This is a genomic window from Leptolyngbya sp. CCNP1308, assembly GCF_034932455.1.
Classification (GTDB): domain Bacteria; phylum Cyanobacteriota; class Cyanobacteriia; order Phormidesmidales; family Phormidesmidaceae; genus Nodosilinea.
On the sequence record NZ_JAYGIH010000105.1, the window covers coordinates 71,380 to 87,384 of the forward strand.

A 16,005-nucleotide genomic window follows, 5' to 3' on the forward strand; every position below is an offset into this window, starting at 1 on the left:
GGCAGGGGCTTTTAATTGGGCCAACTTGCTCTCAAAGCACCATAGAGATGCTGCAAGTAAACTTTGGATATCGCTGCGAATGAAGGGAAGGCAATGACCGAGCGCCATGTAGAGATTGGGATTAGCGTCAATGCCGATCGCGTCCCACAGGATCTTGGCAAACTTGAGCAAGACCTAACCAGTTTTCAGAACAAGGTTGAGCAGCTAGCGGGTGGCTCGTTTGATCCGGGCATAGCCTCCAAGGTAGCGCCCTTCACCCCGCTAGGAATGCCAACCGGCACGCCTGGTGGGGTTTTTGGTGCGCCTGCCCCTATGCCACAGCCCACCACCGATCCGGGTGTGCCGGGCGGCGGCGCGGGGGCGAGCCCTGGGGTAGAGTGGCCGCTGTCTATTGGCCCTGGTACAAACCCATGGACACAGCCGTCTGGGGCAAACATTCCGACCCCAGGGGCGCTGCCGGGGGATACAGGGCAAACGGCACTCCTTAAGGAGCTAATCGACTCGCTGGGCGGGCTGCGGGGCACCATCCAGGAGGATAGCAAGAAAAAAGACGGCATCGGCGAACTGCTCCAGTGGACCAAGATGCAGTCGCTCATGTCCCTGGGCGGCCAAGTTATGGGCCAAGCCCAGGGCGGCAACCTGCTCGGGGCTGCTGGCACAGGCCTCGGCGGTGCAGCGGGGCTGCTCTTTGGCCCTGCGGGGATGGCTGCCGGGGCTGCGATCGGTGGGGGAATTGGCGGATTCTTCCAGAGCCTCGCGGGCGGTGCCGGGGGCGCACGGGCCTACGAGAAAGACATTACCGATATGAACCAGCGCTTCGGCCTGGGGAGTCTCGGCACCCTGCGGAATTATCGCCAGGGCGAAGAGTTTGGATACACCGCTGAAGATTCGGCCGGCCTAAGCGATCGCCTGCGTGAGAACCGGGCCATCAGTGACCCTGCCCAGGCTGGCCCCATGGTGCGGGCGGTGCAGGAGTTGACCAGGGCGCTTGGCCTCAACGTAGAGGCTACCGCCGAGATGGTGGGTCTCTACAGTCGTACTGGTGGCGAGAAGGGGGACGAGGGCGCACGCGGGTATCTGGCCGATGTTGTGGGCGGGGCTATTCGTAGCGGCTTTGAGTCCAACATTCAGCAGTACGCTGATGTGATGGGCAGTGCCCGGATGCAGTCGGTGCAGAGCACGGGGCAGGGGGTCAGCGATCGCGCTTTCGGAATGCTCCAGGATGTCTTTGCGGGTCTGACGGGGGGTAACTCCAATACGGCGGGGCTATTCCGCGACAATGCCCAGATGGCTGGGGCCGGGGTGCAGAGCTTTATGTCTTATGGGGGGACAGCTAACCCCTACAGCACCAGCGCGGCCTACATGCGCCTGGCAGGGATTGGTGAGGCGCAGCTCGATACCCGGTTTAACGACACTGAACAGATTGCTCAGAATGCGCAGCGTAGCCTAGGGTTCACGACCAACCGGTTGCAGCAGATGTCGGGCATGTCGGCGAGCGAGTTTCAATCGGCGGCGGCGGCAGATCCCAACTTTGTGCAGGGGCTGATCGGCAATAATGTTGGTCTTCAGCGGCAAACCGCCAGCATCGTGGGCGGGTTCCTCGGGCGAGATGCGACGGCTCAGGATTTGAGGGCTTACGAAGAATTGACCAATCTCAGCGCCGCCAATGGTGGGCAGTTGCCGACGGGCGGCGGCGAGGGGGCCGCACGGGTCGAGGAACTCATGAAGCAGCTTCAGGCCAGCCCTGCCGACGAAATGCGCCAGAAAGAGGCGGCGCGGCACAATGCGGTGATGCAGGCTATGAGCAATTTCATGGGCTTGCAGACCAAAATTGATGAGCAAATGACTGGCATAGCTGAATGGTTCAATGGCATGGATCTAAAGGCCGTTGAGGGAAAGATCCTCGGAGCCATGGATTTAATGGAGACGGGAGCTAAATGGCTGGTTGAGAAAGCCCCTGAAATCCGCGACAAAATTTTTGAGATGAGCGATATTGTCATCCAATGGGCGACTGACAACAACCTATTGCCGGGGCTGAAAGCTGGCTTCGACGGGATGATGACGATCCTGAAAGGTGCCTTTGGCCTCGGTCAAAATGTTGTGGGGGCCGTTGCGCCAGGGTATGGGGCCGCTATGCGAAACCCCGTCACCCAGGCTTTTGTTGGCGCGGGTGCGCGAGTGGGGGTGGATGCCGTTCTACCTGGGGCTAGGGGTGCAATGGGCTTGGCTCGGCGGCTCCTGGGGGTTGACGATAGCTTTAATGACACGCCTGGTGGTGTAACGGCTACCCCTGGCTACAATACTTTCCGCTTTGCGCCTGGCGACGTGGTGACAGCGCGGCAGGGGGCCACCAGCGGCGGCTCAACGTTGACCGATCTGAATTTGACCATGGTGCAGGGGCACGCCCTCGGTACCCAGTGGCATCGTGAGGAGCAGGAGCAGGGAGGGGTTCTGCAAGATGTCGTGGACAAAATGCACGAGCTGTTTGGAAAAACCCAGGCGGACATTGAGACTCTGACGGCCAAGTATGTGCCGTATCTCATGGAAACCTCGTTCGCCCTAGTGACAGCGGCAGGGGTGCGCGATGGGCTGCTAGCCAAGATTGAAGGCTATTTCCCGGTGGCGATCGCAGCGATCGGAGCCGTTAGAGATGCTGTGGCTTCAATGGGTGGGATTGGCGGCGGTGGAACAGGCGGGGCCGGAGGTGGTTCTTTGGCGGCGATCGCCTCGGGCCTATTTACTGGGCCTAGGGCTAACATCGGCGGCAGCAGCCCCAACCACATTGATACCAAGTTCAGCACGTCGCTGTCTTGGGAGGAAATTGACGCCTACTTCATGCAAATGGCCCAAGCCTACCAGGAGCAGGGCAGAAGGATCGAGTTTTCAAATGCCGCCGTCAGCGGACAGGTCTACGACCCGAACGCTGACCAAGCCGATCGGATCGCCATGCTTCGACGGGCGGCGGGGGCGCACAGACCCAGGGCCGGATTCCACAGCTTTGATTACTACATTCCCGAAGGCAATGATGCTCGGAGTGAATCGCCCAACTCTAGTTCTGCCGGGGCCGAGATTATGATACCTTCAGCGCCTGGGGGCCGGTTAGACTACGGCACGGCGGGGAATTATGGAAACTTCGTCCGACTCTATGACGCCAACGGCAACCTAGTGATGACCACTGGTCACGGCGATAACCGACGAGCATTGCCCCAAGACAGAACGCTCCCCACAGCCCCAGTGGCGGGTGCCGGAGGCCCTGGCGGTTTACCCGACCTAGGGCAAGGGTACGATTCATTGGAAGGTCTTGCCAATGAGCTATCATCCCTAGACCCACGATTCAATCCCAGTACTCCCGAGGGGCGATCGGCCCTAGTGCTGGCTCTGGGGATTGGCGGTAGCGAAGTCTACAGCCGTGGCAGCACCGCTGATGACTACTTCAGTCGTCGGGGTGGCACAGGCCGAAATATGTTGGGATTTGCGCAATACAATTTGCGATACCACGACGATGAGACTAGCAATCCTCGTGCTTATGCCGACTTCACCGCCGACATCCTAACCGGGCAGAGGGCGCAGCCAAACGGAAGTCGAGGGCAAAACTGGGCGGCGCAGCTGTCTCAAGCCGTACAGAGCGGGCAAATTCAATCTGGGGCGCAACTGGAACAGTGGATGCGCCGTCAAGGGATGGGCGGCAGCAACTGGCAGGGTGTAGACGATGGCTTTAGCCGCGTGCCAGGACTTTCTGACCAGCTGCTGCGATACCTTCGCCAGCCTGGCGGGAATACGCAGGCATCGGCAGCTGGCTCGAGAAGTGTGGTGGTCAACATCGCGATGAATGGCTCTAACCTCAACCCTGGCGATGTGGAGCGGGCCGCTAGAACTGGCGTTGAGACAGCATCGGTGGATGAATTTGAACAAAGGCGCAGCGTAGATCGCAACCCCCGTAACCGAGGGGGGCTTAGCCCTGTCTATGGTTGATTTCCCTCGACATCAGCTCCTGCTGGAGGCTAGCTTAGAGCTTTGATGCAGGTTGAGCGATGAAGGCAATGATGGTAGCTCAGGGGCTTCTGATTGGCGCGATCGCGACCCTGGCAACAGCAAGCTCTTTGCCCGCACAGAGTACCTATTACTGCACAGATGACGATGAGGCCGATGTCGTGGCCTATGCCGAAACCGGCTCTATTCCTGGCTTCGTTTATGGGCAAACTCCAGGCTCAGTAGTAAATGTGCGCGATCGCCCAAGCTTTGAAGGGAAAGTTGTCGGGACTGTTAGAGTGGGTCAGCAGGTTTCGCTCCCTGCCCGCGTTTTTTCTGTAGATTCAGTTCCCGGCATTGGGCCAGAGTGCAATCTTTGGTACCAGGTGGGGCAGGGATGGATTCATGCTGAATTCATCCGTTTAGCTGAGTTTGCCCCTAGGTGATGCAACGATATCTAGATCTACTTGTTGCAATCGCGGACTAAACCTTCAGGAATAGGCTACTAAGCACCGCCTGCTGCTGAGGATACTAGGTAACCCAGCAGCAGTAGCCGGGGGGGATTTTGGGTGTATCTCCTGATTTGGTGCTCTCAGGAACTCGCTGCTCAGTCTATTAAGTGCCCTAGTTTAGCAAACTCATCGGGGTCAATTGGTTTAGGCACTATGAATAGCCGCCGTACTCAACCTTGCCCCATAGGTCAACGTTAAGAGGATAGAGTAATGGGTCAGGACACTAAAATATTTGCAAATTTAGGATCCATTTCTGCCACCATTACTAATTTTGAGCACTAACACAATAATTTTATTGCTCCGCCAATATATCCTCAATGTTTGAGCAAGAAATAGTTAATGTTGTAGACTGTATTTTCAACCAGTCATCACTTTTTTCTTCGTAAATTTCAAATTGATATTTACCATCATCCGGCTCTGGAATTCCATCAAACGGCAATACAATTATATAGTCTTTTCTTTCTTGCGCGGTAGGCAAATTACCTTGCAACAAAGTTCTGCCATCAGGGGCTTTTATTTCTAGCTTGAATTTTTGCAACTCAGCCTTACTCTCTTTGCTTCCGTGTTGAACTAGCAAGCTGTTATCAATTTCATTATCCTCTTCATTTTGCCAATAAATTACCAAGTCGAATCTATGCGGGAAAAGCCATCTTTGCTGTTCCTCTTTCTGCTCATCAGAAGGAGGTGAAGGTATTTTCAAGGAATCAAATACCTCTATCATGCTTATATTGTCAGATTCCTCGTTTCGGATGCTTTTTTCGCAAAGTATCATCCATTTACACTTAAACATGTTTTCTGCCTTCAATATTCCACGCCATTTGTAATGGTTTATTCTTGTGGGGATGCGTATGAGTTTTCCTAACAGAAGGAAAACTCATGAACTTGCTGTAGGGGTTAACATTTTGAAACCCTGCACTTGAGTAAGCCATGATCCGGGTTGGGCTTTGCCTTAGTGGCCTTTCGTTTCCTAGCTTCCCACCAAAATTGACAATTTTACGAGAATAACTAGCATTATCTTGTGGATGAATGTTTTTCAGTATGTGCAGCGCAAATATTCTAGCCCACCAACAATTAGGAGCGCTCAAGGCAAATTGTGCAGCAGTTTCGGCCAATTCCAATTTTACGAGACTTAAAGCCCAAATGTAGACTGCAAGTGCAACATCATTTGGATTTTCATACTGACAATCATTTTTTTGTTGAGAGAGAGTAGCTACTCTGCTCAGGACTTGCCAGCCAAAAACACTTTCTGAATCAAGAAGCTTTTCGAGTAGCGATTTTACCACCAAATCTCTGCCACATATTTTTTCAAAGGTTCTACGACCACTTGACAGATTCACAAGTGCAGAAAACTGAGTACTCTCGATATAATTCATGCATTCTTCAGCCACCGTTAAATTCCTCCCTTTCAGTCCAAAACTCCCAATCATTTCCATATTCTTCTGGAACTTTTTCTACAGAATGTACATATTCTCCGTCTCTTCCCCACTGGCTTAGAACAGTAAATTCAAACCTGCAATCCTTAATATCCGGTTCAATTCCAACAATGATACCGATGTGGGTATATTCATTTCTATCTCGGTATAGAACAATATCCCCAATCTTTACATCTTTTTCATCCCTTATCCTTTTATAACCATCATCTTCAATTATCATTTGAAGATGTTCCGGTTCAATAGCAGTCCTTCTGGAAGCAAAAACCATGCCTACGCAGTTGTAAGTTGCAGAAGCTCTTCTAAACGTGATTCCTGGAACTTTACTTGTACATATTTTGATTGCTTCTTTAAGCGATTCTGGAGGCCTTTCAGGTGGTTGTGAGTTTGGGATGAAGCGCTTTTTCTTAGTTTCTAACCGAATTGAGGTATTATCATTTTCACCTCCAAAACCTACAATATATAAAGACATTTATATATGAAGCCTAGAATTAGCACTTAGACAGGTTGAAAAATAGTTAAGCCAGATCATTTGCACTTGTGAGGGGTTTAAGTCTCTTTCCTAAACGTCAAAACATACTTACATCCGTTATACCTGCTTGGTCATGGAGTCCCATCCTAGCCTGACAAGCTAAACTACGTCATCCATCTAAATCTGTCTTTATAGTGACTTTTTGCCGGGTTATGCGTTTATTACCTAGCTTAGTCTCAGGACTGCACCCACATTGAAGTCAATCAATAGTTCGGTCATTTCCCAAGAAAATGCTGAAACCCTTGATTTCTCGTTGACTAAGCTACTGGGAAAAGCTTCTGGAACCCGCATGCCACCGTTGGCTGTCAAAAACTGTTCGTGGTGTTGAACGAATAGCACTTGTTTCCTACGTAACCCACAAGAGAGATTTGACCGCAAACAGCACCACCTTGGTTCGGGCGACTGTTCTAGTCTTCGAGCCTACTCAATATCCCAGCGCTGCGATCGCGGCCTTCTTCTGCTCAGGGCTCACCTCTAAATACCGCTGCAACGAGGCTAGGGAGCGGTGGCCGCTAATCTCCTGAATCACCCGCAGAGGCACCCCGGCATTGCTCAGATTGGTTAGGGCGGTGCGCCTAAAGCTGTGAGTGCTAATCCCCAGCCCATCCAGCCCGACATAGGCTAGCGCCTGGTCGAGCAGCCAATCAACCGACGACCGGGCCAACCGACCCCGACCATGCCGACCGGGGAACAGGTACTCAGCCCCGCTGTTGTCGTAGGCCACCAGCACCGCCGCCAGCTTGGGGTGAATGTCGATCTGCCGGGTGGCCAGCTTGCCCTTCGTCGCCTTGGCTGGCAGCACCAGCACCGAGCCCTTAATGTCGCTGGGCCGTAACGAAATCGCCTCGCTCACCCGCAGGCCGCAGTAGAGCATGATGCCGAACAGCGCCCGATCTCGGGGGGAGTCCATCGCGCCAAACAGCCGGGCAATTTCGTTATGGGTCAACACCTTGGCCTGGCCGTTGGTGCTCATGGTCAATCCCTCTTACCTCTCCCTATTCTACTAGACATAATTTGTATTTTGTCTAGTAGAAAACAACGGTTTATAAGGGTTTCAGGGCATCGGGTCAGGCAAGGAAACATGAGACAGCATGAGACAGCCCAAAAACCTTGTTTTCTCGTTAAGTTGTCTCATCATGAGAATAATAAGACGCTGTAACCGTGTTATGCCAAAGGGTTACCCGGTTACAATATGAGTAGCACTGGTCTAGCAGTGAGACAGAGTATTAATTTTCTTTGGAGCGTTACCGATGGCCATGACGCCTGTAAAAATTCCGCCGACCTGGAAAGATGACCTGGTTACCCTTCGCGATTCCCTCAATGAAGTACAGGGGGGCGAGGTAGTGGCCACGATCGCGACCCTGGCCGTTACCGAAACCGGGCAGGAGTTACTGTCACAGCTGCCACCTCTGACCGAGGCGTTGAGGGCGAACCCCAGGATCACTTTGGAGGCGATCGCCGCCGTGGCCGAGGGGGAGATGCTGCCTACACCCGCCAACACGGCCAGTACTGCGTTACCAGCCGCCACGATTCAGGGCCGGGCTATTCCAAGCGCTCTAGCTGGCATGGTCGGCGAGATTCTGGAGTTGTGGGATCACAACCCAGGCGAGGCTAAGCGGGTGCTCTCCGAGGCGCTATCCGCCAGGGTGCAGCCCACAGTTCCCATCCGCCCAGCGGGCACCGTGCCGGTGATGCTTAAAAACCCCATGGTGGATAAAGAGAGCTTCCAAATCCGTGGCGGTCGGCTTGAGTTCCCGACCAATACTGAGGTAAACGTTCTACCTGCTGACCTGGAGGCGATCGAGCAGCATCTGGCCAGCCGACGGATTGACCGGTTTAGCCCTGCGCCGCGATCGGAATTGGTTAGATGCTAACCATGGTTAGCACCGGCAACGGGGTCGGCAGGGCGATCGCAGTACAGCAACCCTATTTTGCGCAATCGGCTGTGGGAGTGCTCACGGGGCGGCAACGCCTCTGCTGACAAGGGGTTGAGAATGCGATCGCCTTAGCTAGCAAGTTAGCTATCGGGTCTGCAATTATTGGGTTTGCAATTATCTGATTTGAAAGGTATACTAAATAAAGTGACACTATTCACCAGTCCTACCCAGAGATCACCAGCCATGCAAACCCTAACCAAAGATCCATTACTAGTAAAAGAGCCGTCATATGCCCCAAACTCAGAGCCAGTCCACCAATGGAAAGACCAACGACTCCCAGCTCAGACTGAACTACTCATCCTCTGGGCAATTAGTAATTCGGGTAGTCAAGGAGTCTACGGACTTGACATTCAGCGGGCCATTGCCGATTGCAGCAGGGGAAACGAGTGCATCTCAGTTGGAACCCTCTACTCCAGCCTCAAGCGATTGCGGAGCAGAGGGTTTATCACCTCTGTTGAGGGAGATCCAATTGCAGGAGGAGCAAAACGGCAGTATTACCATCTCACCAAGGATGGAGAAGCAGTCGTTAGCTATGCAAACGACTTTATTTCAAGGCTATCTGCCTGGGTTCCCGAAAGAGAGCCGGTCTAGTCCTCCTCCCCTTGCGACGCTGGGAGATGAGTTCTTTTTCATCAAAAACTTTGCTTCACCTCTCAGCGTCCTAATGGGGCCGGAGGAAGAGATGAAGGTCGAGTTGAGAGCTGAGCACCTCAGTAGATTTAAACGACAAGGCATGAACAAGCACCTCTTAGTTTTCTGGGAAGTGTGGTACCTCACAGACTTGCTGATGATGTATGTAGTCAGCCGTATTGAGGCATTCACCTCTCTAATTAAGCTTATAGACATCAACCTAAAGTAATTCGAGGTTAATAAGTCTTTCAGGGCTCAGCAATGAGCCCTTTTTGCTGTTCAAGCATATTCACATTGCGATCGCGCCCACCGGACTAGCCCCGGTAAGCACCGCCGCCGCTGGTTGGGTACCATAGAAGTAGCTGAAACCGTTAGAATTCAGGGCTTTCCGTGTTCACTACCCTATCTGCTAACCAGCGAAAAGCCGCCTTGCGATCGCACCACCAATAAGGATTCTGTTTCTTCGGCTTTTTTCGGGGGAAAGTGGGTGCTAACCATGGTTAGCACCGTGGCGGCCCCTGTTGGAGCGGTGAAATCAGCCCTGCCCTACCACCTTAAGCTGCAGCCCTTTTTTGCCATTCAAACTAATGCCGTCGGCAGACTGGCGGGCTGCCTGGAGCTGCTGTAGTTGCTCTATGGCCTGCTTTAGCTGTCGGCTGTTACGGCTCTCATAACGCCCAATTAACTCCAACTCATCGCTGATGGAATGGCTTTGTTTTGTCAGGGCGGTGAGGTGCTCAATCTCGGTCAGCGCCTGGTCGATAGCTTCAATGCGGGCCGCGATCGCAGCGCATAGGGTCTGGCTACGTTCCCGGTGATAGAGGGCGTCACTGAGCCACAGGTCGCCAGTCTCGGGAGGTTGCTGGCAGCTATGGCTCAGGTACACCCCAATCAGCAGCGGGTGGGTGTGGTCATGCTCCTTAGGGCGGGCTGGGTCAGGGTAGCCCTTGCAGGCTTCAGCCACAGCTTGGGCGATGTGACCACAAGCCCAGGTGTAGTTGCTCTGCTGGTCGTCATCTTCAAACATTGGGCGACGACACCATTTCGAGAATGCGGCCTTGCTTTTGGGAGCACCCAGCCAGGCCGTTTCTAACTCTTCGGCCAGCGCCGCCAGGCACCGCCGCTCAGTAGTCAGCACCTCGGGGTGTGTCGGTGTTCTGCGATCGCCCCCTCCAGTGGCCAGAGCAGCTACAAGGGCATCCAACCCGCCGCCAGACTTTTCCTCAGGGTAGTACTGAGTCAACGTGGCATTGGCTGCATGGCGATCGCCCGCAATGGCCTCAGCCTGCCATGCTCGATGCTGCCTTAGCATGCACATTCCGATCTGCTGGATGAGGTGATTTTCTAGCGGCCCTTGAGGCTGATACTGCTTGATTAGCCCCTGCAAGATGCCCTCGAACGTGCTGAAGTCTTCGCTGTCGAGTAATGGCGGCTGCTTGGCTAACAACCCATGGGTAGTTCGGTTTCTGGCCGCGATCGCCTTTCCCTCAGCGGTTCGTGGGCCAGTGCTTAGTAGTGCGTTTCGCCGGGTTTTTTCGGGGTTGCCTGCCATAAATTACCTGCTGGGGCGTAAGTGAACTTTCCTGTGAATGACCAAAGGTGGCCGAAACAATAACAGAGCCCATCCGGGCATACTTTCAAAAGCAAAATCTGTTGCTAAAGGTAATTCAATGAAATTATTTAATCCATTTACTACGATTGGCTTCTCTATCTTGACAGTATCTCTATCGTGGATTAGCTCAGTTGAAGCCAGGCCATACCCTGATACCGTCGGGGTTTGCTATTCCTTTCAAGGTGATGATATTGAACGATTAGAGCCATGCGTTATAAGTTCTGGTAGTGGAGCCGGTGCTCAATACGCTTCTCTCAATTGGTTAGATGGTCAAACAACCACAATTGAGATGAGTGCTTATTGTCCTAACCAAGATTGGGATGAGAACGGTTTTTGCTCCTATTTTGTTAACGGAGAGGTTGCAGAAGCCTACGAAAGAGACGTCTTCTGGATGGAGTCAAATTCAGATTCTGACGATGAAGATATGCCATGCTACAGACTCTCTAGCCAATTGAGCTACTGTTATCGAAAAAACTAAATCGTTAATTAATCAACCAGGGGTTAATAGTTGGTGCCATAAAAGAACCCCCTGGCGCAGGGCCAGGGGGGTTAGATGTTCATGGATTTAAGCCTGAGGGGCTGGGGCTGCGATCGGGTCCCACACTTGGAGATTGAAGCGAGCATAATCACCCTGTTGTTGCCGGATGCGCTGCAAGTCACTCACTGCGGTGCGCCAGGTGCCGGGGAGGCAGTGCCACCGATCCACATCCAGTGTTAGTGTTCGGTGCCCGTCAGAAATGCTAGTGGAGGCCAGACCGTCAGCAGTTGATTCAAGTAGTAGCCAGATGCTGTTGGGTGGAGATTGTGGAGGCATTAGATTTCCTCGGAACTGCCCAACGCCCACAGCCCTTGGAGAGCTGCGCCGAAGGATGGCTCACGGCGGCCAGCAGACTTACTCATCTGGGCCTGGGTGCGATCGTCGTAGTGCCGGTGCACCTCATCGAGGCCGACAGCCTTCGTGCTCTCAAAGTGGATCTGATCGTTGGCATCTAACACAAGGGTGAAGTCGCTCAACTCAATCCGCCCGCCGGGGCGGAGCTGAGCAAGCATCTGGGCAAGCTGGTCACGGCTGATGGATTGACCGCCCATGCCGTTGTCGCTGAAGTCAGCCACGCCAGCAGAGGCTGACTTTTGAAACCGACGAAGCTTAATTTCGCTGTCAGGCAAATCCATCTGGGCCTGAAGCCAGATCGAGTGAAGAGTCGCGCCCATGAAACCTCCTGAATTATGGGAAAACCCCACACCCTAGATCGCTGGCGTGGGGCAGCAATACGTCTGATCTAATTTTACCGAACGTCCCAGGCATGCGGGGTGGCGTTTTCACGCTCCCGCTCAGCATTGTCGATGCTCGCCTGGAGCAGTTCGCGAATCTCGTCGAGCGCCGTTGCCAGGGCGCGATTCATTTCTCCCTGGCCGTTGACCAGGGCCTCGACAAGGCCTTCATTAAAAATTTTATTTTGCTCCGGCGGTGGAGTGAGGTTGCGCAACGCTTCGACTTGCCGGGACAGGTCAGCAATGGCCTTATCGATCTGGTCAAACCGCTGGGATACTGAATCCAGCACTGTGGAGGTTTGGGCCTCCCGACGTTCAAGACGCCCGATCAGGCCCAAACATTGATTTAGCGCGCCTGTAAAAGTTTCGTTCAGGTCGCGGCGCTGCTCTACCAGGTGGCCTACCGTTTGCAAGGCTCGCCGCCCATCGGTGGCGATAGCTTGATCGGCTGCGACCTTCACGAGGTCGCTAATCCAATCGACGCTAGGACGGGGCCAGAGCCTGCCGTTCATGCCGGTTTTGGCTAAGCGCTGCCGAGGCTGCTGTCGTGGGCGAAGTTGAGATGTCATAGTCCATACCGCTTCAAGGTTTCATCAATCAAACTATTGGCCTGGGCTTCAATCTCTGGCCCAGCTGCTTGGGCAGCTGCTTCCATCCAGAATTTGCCACCCATGGGGGGGATGGTTTTGGCAAAGCTGTAGCGGCCACTGATGCCTCTGAAGCCGTTCTGTCCATTCACCAAGCTGTGGGGGCCACCAGGGATAGTGAGGCGGGCTCTAGCGAAGTCACCACGGGCTGCTGATGGCGTGTACTTCGGTCGAATCTCACCCCGGCCATATTCCAGCACCGCCAGATAATTGACCTCTTCGGGGTTGCCTGCATAACGACTGTGGGCACTGGCAAACACGCGAGAGCGAAATGGTGAGCCGTAGGGATGTTGGGCTGTCACTGAGGCCGCACCGCGCCCCGTGCGCTTCTGGATCGTGTGGGTGCCAGTCTTACTGGTGAAAGGAACCCCGCTCAGATACTCTTTGCCGTACCGAGCGATCGTCTCTGCCGAGTCAGCAACGATCTGCTGCGCAAGCTGGGGCACCACTCCCGAGAACTGCCCCAGCCGTTGAACAGGGCCTGACTTGATATCGATATTCAGCTTGTAGGCCATTAGTCAGCCCTTAAAATTTTGCATTGATTCACTGCTTCAGCCGCGAGCTGGCCAAACTGCGCCGGGTTCAGGGGCTGATGCCCAGCAGTGGCACGTTCCATGTGGCCGCCTCAGCAGAGCTGTAGAGCCCGCCAAACACCTCAGCAGTGGCACGGCAATACACAGCAACCCACGGGCCTTGTGGGCGCACCTCTAAAGGAGAGGTATTCACGGTAGGGAAAGCTTTGCCGGTGCAGGGTTACGGCTTTTACTTATCTTAGCGCAGGGGTTCGACATGGTACACCTGCCCCACCGCGATTGCCCAGGGGGCCGCCCGCCAAACCTCAGGGTGATGGGATACCAATTCACCTGCATGTTGAGCAGTTGTTGAGCAGTGCTCAACAACCCCAAATCATTGATATATCAGGTGTATAGGTAGTTTGTTGGGTAAATGTTGAGCATGTTGAGCAGTTTTACCCTGGTCTATCCCAACCAACCCAACCTATATAGAGGTTGGGACTAGGTTGGGATCTGCTGAAAATGCCCAATGGTTAGGGTTTTAGGTGCAATGTCCCAACCTGCCCCACCTGTAAGAGTAAAAAACCAAAAAATATGGGTAAGCCGCCGCGATCGCAGACATGAAGTCTGCCGCACTAGATCAAGATTAGTTCAATGAAATAGTTAGAGTCTCCAAAGCCTTTTTGGAAGGGCTTTTCAAGAATTAATAAAGCAGACTCGAAAACTGCTTTGGGGTCACACCCAACGAGGGTTCGAATCCCTCCCTCTCCGTTGAATTTTAAGGCTTTCGGCCTTTCGACTGGTTGCTAGACCAACAGCAGTTAAAGCAGCTTTTTGAACTACATATGCCCTGTAGCGGGTTGCAGCAGAGCTAAGCAGGCCTGGGCGATTGCCCACTCCTCCTGGGTATGAATCACCAGCACCCGCACCGCCGAATCCATCGTTGCAATGTCCTGGTCGTCCTGCGCCCGGCTCGGATCATCATTTAGCCGGAGCCCCAAAAACTCAAACCCCTCGCAGGCTCGCTGCCACACCAGGCTTTTGTTTTCGCCAATGCCAGCGGTAAACACCACCACATCCAGCCCGCCCAGGCTGGCGATCATGCCCCCCATTTCGCGGCGCAGACGGTGAATGAACACCTCAATGGCCAGCTTGGCCTGGGGGTTGCCCTGCTCCATCGCCTCCGTGACTAGGCGCATATCGTTCGAGAGGCCAGACAGCCCCTTCAGCCCAGACTCTTTATTCAGCAGGGTGTCGAGGTCATCTACGCTGTAGCCCTCGTGGCGCATTAGGTGAATCAAAAGGCCGGGGTCTACACTGCCCGAGCGGCTGCCCATCATCAGCCCCTCCAGCGGCGTGAAGCCCATGGTGGTATCGACGCAGAAGCCGTCTTTGACCGCCGCCAGCGAGCAGCCGTTGCCCAGGTGGCAGGTGAGAATCTTCAGACTTTCTAGGTCTCGCCCCAGCATCTTTGCCGCCCGCTGAGCTACATACTGGTGGCTAATGCCGTGGAACCCGTAGCGGCGAATGCCCTGCTCGACCCAGGCGTAGGGGCCGGGATAGGTGGCGGCGGCTTCGGGCATATGGCTGTGAAAGGCCGTGTCAAACACCGCCACCTGGGGGATGGTGCCTAGACTCTGGGCGATCGCCTCAATGCCCTGCAGATTGGCCGGGTTATGGGCTGGGGCCAGAGGAATCAGGCTCTCAATGGTGGCTTTTACCTCGTCATCCACCACCACCGGATTTTGATAGTTGTGCCCCCCGTGGACGACTCGGTGCCCAACGGCGGCAATCTCGGCGAGGTCGCCCAACACCTGGGTTGGCCCCTGCACCAGGGTCTTGACCATGGCCTCAATGCCTTCGGCCTTGTCGGTAGTCGACAGCACCTGCTGCATCGAATCGCCTGCCGCATTAGTGGCAGTGAGTTCCACACCACCCTCCTGGTGAGTCCAGTCGAGGGCGGCGCGCCACAGGGGGCTCGGGGAATGGTCAGCATCTGCTGAGCTGAGGTCAAACAGACAGCTTTTATGGCTGCTCGACCCGGCATTGAGCACCAGAATTTTCATACCCGATCCTGAAATTTGGCAATTATGGAGGAGGGAGATGAGGAAGATGGGGGGATGAGGGAGTTAGGATAGTTCTTACCGTCCCCACCTGCCTCAACTTCTCCATCCTAAGTACCCGGTCTCGCGTCTAGCTCCTCGGGCAAGTGGGAGCGATCGCCGTGTTTGACCAGCATGGGGCCATACTTATCGAAGCAAATAATGCTGACCGAGGCCACGGGCAGATCGATGCGATCGCGGTATCGACCGCCGTCAATGCCCAAAAGATTACAGAGAATCAGCCGGGTCGTCGTCTTGTGGGAGACAATCAGCACATTGCCATCGGTGTGGTTGGCCTCAATTTCGGCCACCACCAAGGCGGCGCGGCTGGCCACCTGCACCCCCGTCTCGCCGCCCGTGGGCGGGTTCCAGGCGGGCTCAGCCAGCCAGCGCAGGTAGTCTTCGCCATACTGCTGATGCACCTCATCGTGGGTTTTGCCCTCCCACTCGCCAAAGTACATTTCCTTGAGCCCGTCGCGCAGCTGCATGGTGTGGCCCGTCGCCTCACAAATGGGGGTGGCGGTCGCCACAGTGCGCTTGAGCGGGCTGGCATACACCGCCTGCCAGGTAAGACGCTGATACTTGTCGGCAAAGGCCTGGGCCATGGCCTGGCCTTCGGCGGTCAGGTCTACATCGGTGAAGCCGCAGTAGGTGCCGGTCTGGCTCGATTCAGTTTCGCCGTGGCGGAGGAGGTAGAGGTGGAGGGACATGGGGGAGTAGGTGAGTGGGTGGGGCAAGTGAAGTAGGTGGAGTGAATATTCTACTGACTCCTCCCAAATCCGAATCACATCACACCGATTCCCAAAAGGCCAATCCGTAGGGGCTAGTACCCGGAGGCTACTGTTTCAGA

15 protein-coding genes are annotated in these 16,005 nt (G+C 54.5%); 5 read left to right on the forward strand and 10 right to left on the reverse strand.

Annotated elements, in window-relative coordinates; all coding sequences use genetic code 11:
- Positions 1-93: 93 nt before the first annotated feature.
- Both VB780_RS26020 and VB780_RS26025 read left to right on the forward strand, forming a co-directional pair.
- Positions 94-3,972, forward strand: a complete 3,879-nt coding sequence (locus VB780_RS26020; RefSeq protein ID WP_323354098.1) for a hypothetical protein — start codon at positions 94-96, stop codon at positions 3,970-3,972.
- 59 nt (positions 3,973-4,031) lie between these two features.
- Entirely contained in the window at positions 4,032-4,415 is a 384-nt protein-coding gene (locus tag VB780_RS26025; RefSeq protein ID WP_323354099.1) for an SH3 domain-containing protein, read from the forward strand.
- 358 nt (positions 4,416-4,773) lie between these two features.
- Here VB780_RS26025 and VB780_RS26030 read toward each other — a convergent pair whose 3' ends face one another.
- The 4 genes from VB780_RS26030 to VB780_RS26045 all read right to left on the reverse strand — a co-directional run bounded on the left by VB780_RS26030 (position 4,774) and on the right by VB780_RS26045 (position 7,416).
- Complete coding sequence (locus tag VB780_RS26030; RefSeq protein WP_323354100.1) at positions 4,774-5,202, reverse strand: hypothetical protein; 429 nt, start codon at positions 5,200-5,202, stop codon at positions 4,774-4,776.
- Positions 5,203-5,263: 61 nt separating this feature from the next.
- Positions 5,264-5,869 carry a hypothetical protein gene (locus tag VB780_RS26035; RefSeq protein WP_323354101.1) on the reverse strand — a complete coding sequence of 202 codons (606 nt, stop codon included), beginning with the start codon at positions 5,867-5,869 and terminating at the stop codon, positions 5,264-5,266.
- Positions 5,862-6,383 (reverse strand): hypothetical protein, encoded by a 522-nt coding sequence (locus VB780_RS26040; protein WP_323354102.1) that lies wholly within the window; start codon positions 6,381-6,383, stop codon positions 5,862-5,864. Before VB780_RS26040 ends, VB780_RS26035 begins: the two co-directional genes overlap by 8 nt.
- 484 nt (positions 6,384-6,867) lie before the next feature.
- Complete coding sequence (locus VB780_RS26045; protein WP_323354103.1) at positions 6,868-7,416, reverse strand: tyrosine-type recombinase/integrase; 549 nt, start codon at positions 7,414-7,416, stop codon at positions 6,868-6,870.
- Positions 7,417-7,693: 277 nt separating this feature from the next.
- Between VB780_RS26045 and VB780_RS26050 the strand changes: the two genes are divergently transcribed.
- Positions 7,694-8,317, forward strand: a complete 624-nt coding sequence (locus tag VB780_RS26050; RefSeq protein WP_323354104.1) for a hypothetical protein — start codon at positions 7,694-7,696, stop codon at positions 8,315-8,317.
- Between the two features lie 246 nt (positions 8,318-8,563).
- Positions 8,564-8,971 carry a PadR family transcriptional regulator gene (locus VB780_RS31510; RefSeq protein ID WP_416349266.1) on the forward strand — a complete coding sequence of 136 codons (408 nt, stop codon included), beginning with the start codon at positions 8,564-8,566 and terminating at the stop codon, positions 8,969-8,971.
- Between the two features lie 574 nt (positions 8,972-9,545).
- Here VB780_RS31510 and VB780_RS26060 read toward each other — a convergent pair.
- Entirely contained in the window at positions 9,546-10,562 is a 1,017-nt protein-coding gene (locus VB780_RS26060) for a hypothetical protein (protein WP_323354106.1), read from the reverse strand.
- Between the two features lie 37 nt (positions 10,563-10,599).
- On the opposite strand from VB780_RS26060, the gene VB780_RS26065 reads away from it, so the two are divergent.
- Positions 10,600-11,100 (forward strand): hypothetical protein, encoded by a 501-nt coding sequence (locus VB780_RS26065; protein WP_323354107.1) that lies wholly within the window; start codon positions 10,600-10,602, stop codon positions 11,098-11,100.
- Positions 11,101-11,435: 335 nt separating this feature from the next.
- Here VB780_RS26065 and VB780_RS26070 read toward each other — a convergent pair whose 3' ends face one another.
- The 5 genes from VB780_RS26070 to VB780_RS26090 all read right to left on the reverse strand — a co-directional run bounded on the left by VB780_RS26070 (position 11,436) and on the right by VB780_RS26090 (position 15,865).
- On the reverse strand, positions 11,436-11,834 hold the full coding sequence (locus VB780_RS26070; protein ID WP_323354108.1) for a hypothetical protein: 399 nt from the start codon (positions 11,832-11,834) through the stop codon (positions 11,436-11,438).
- A gap of 74 nt (positions 11,835-11,908) precedes the next feature.
- Entirely contained in the window at positions 11,909-12,463 is a 555-nt protein-coding gene (locus tag VB780_RS26075) for a hypothetical protein (protein ID WP_323354109.1), read from the reverse strand.
- On the reverse strand, positions 12,460-13,056 hold the full coding sequence (locus VB780_RS26080; protein ID WP_323354110.1) for a hypothetical protein: 597 nt from the start codon (positions 13,054-13,056) through the stop codon (positions 12,460-12,462). Before VB780_RS26080 ends, VB780_RS26075 begins: the two co-directional genes overlap by 4 nt.
- A gap of 836 nt (positions 13,057-13,892) precedes the next feature.
- Positions 13,893-15,119, reverse strand: coding sequence for an acetate kinase (locus tag VB780_RS26085; RefSeq protein WP_323354111.1), 1,227 nt, complete (start codon positions 15,117-15,119; stop codon positions 13,893-13,895).
- Between the two features lie 107 nt (positions 15,120-15,226).
- Positions 15,227-15,865: a histidine phosphatase family protein gene (locus tag VB780_RS26090; protein WP_323354112.1), complete on the reverse strand. Its 639-nt coding sequence runs from the start codon at positions 15,863-15,865 to the stop codon at positions 15,227-15,229.
- Positions 15,866-16,005 lie beyond the last annotated feature (140 nt).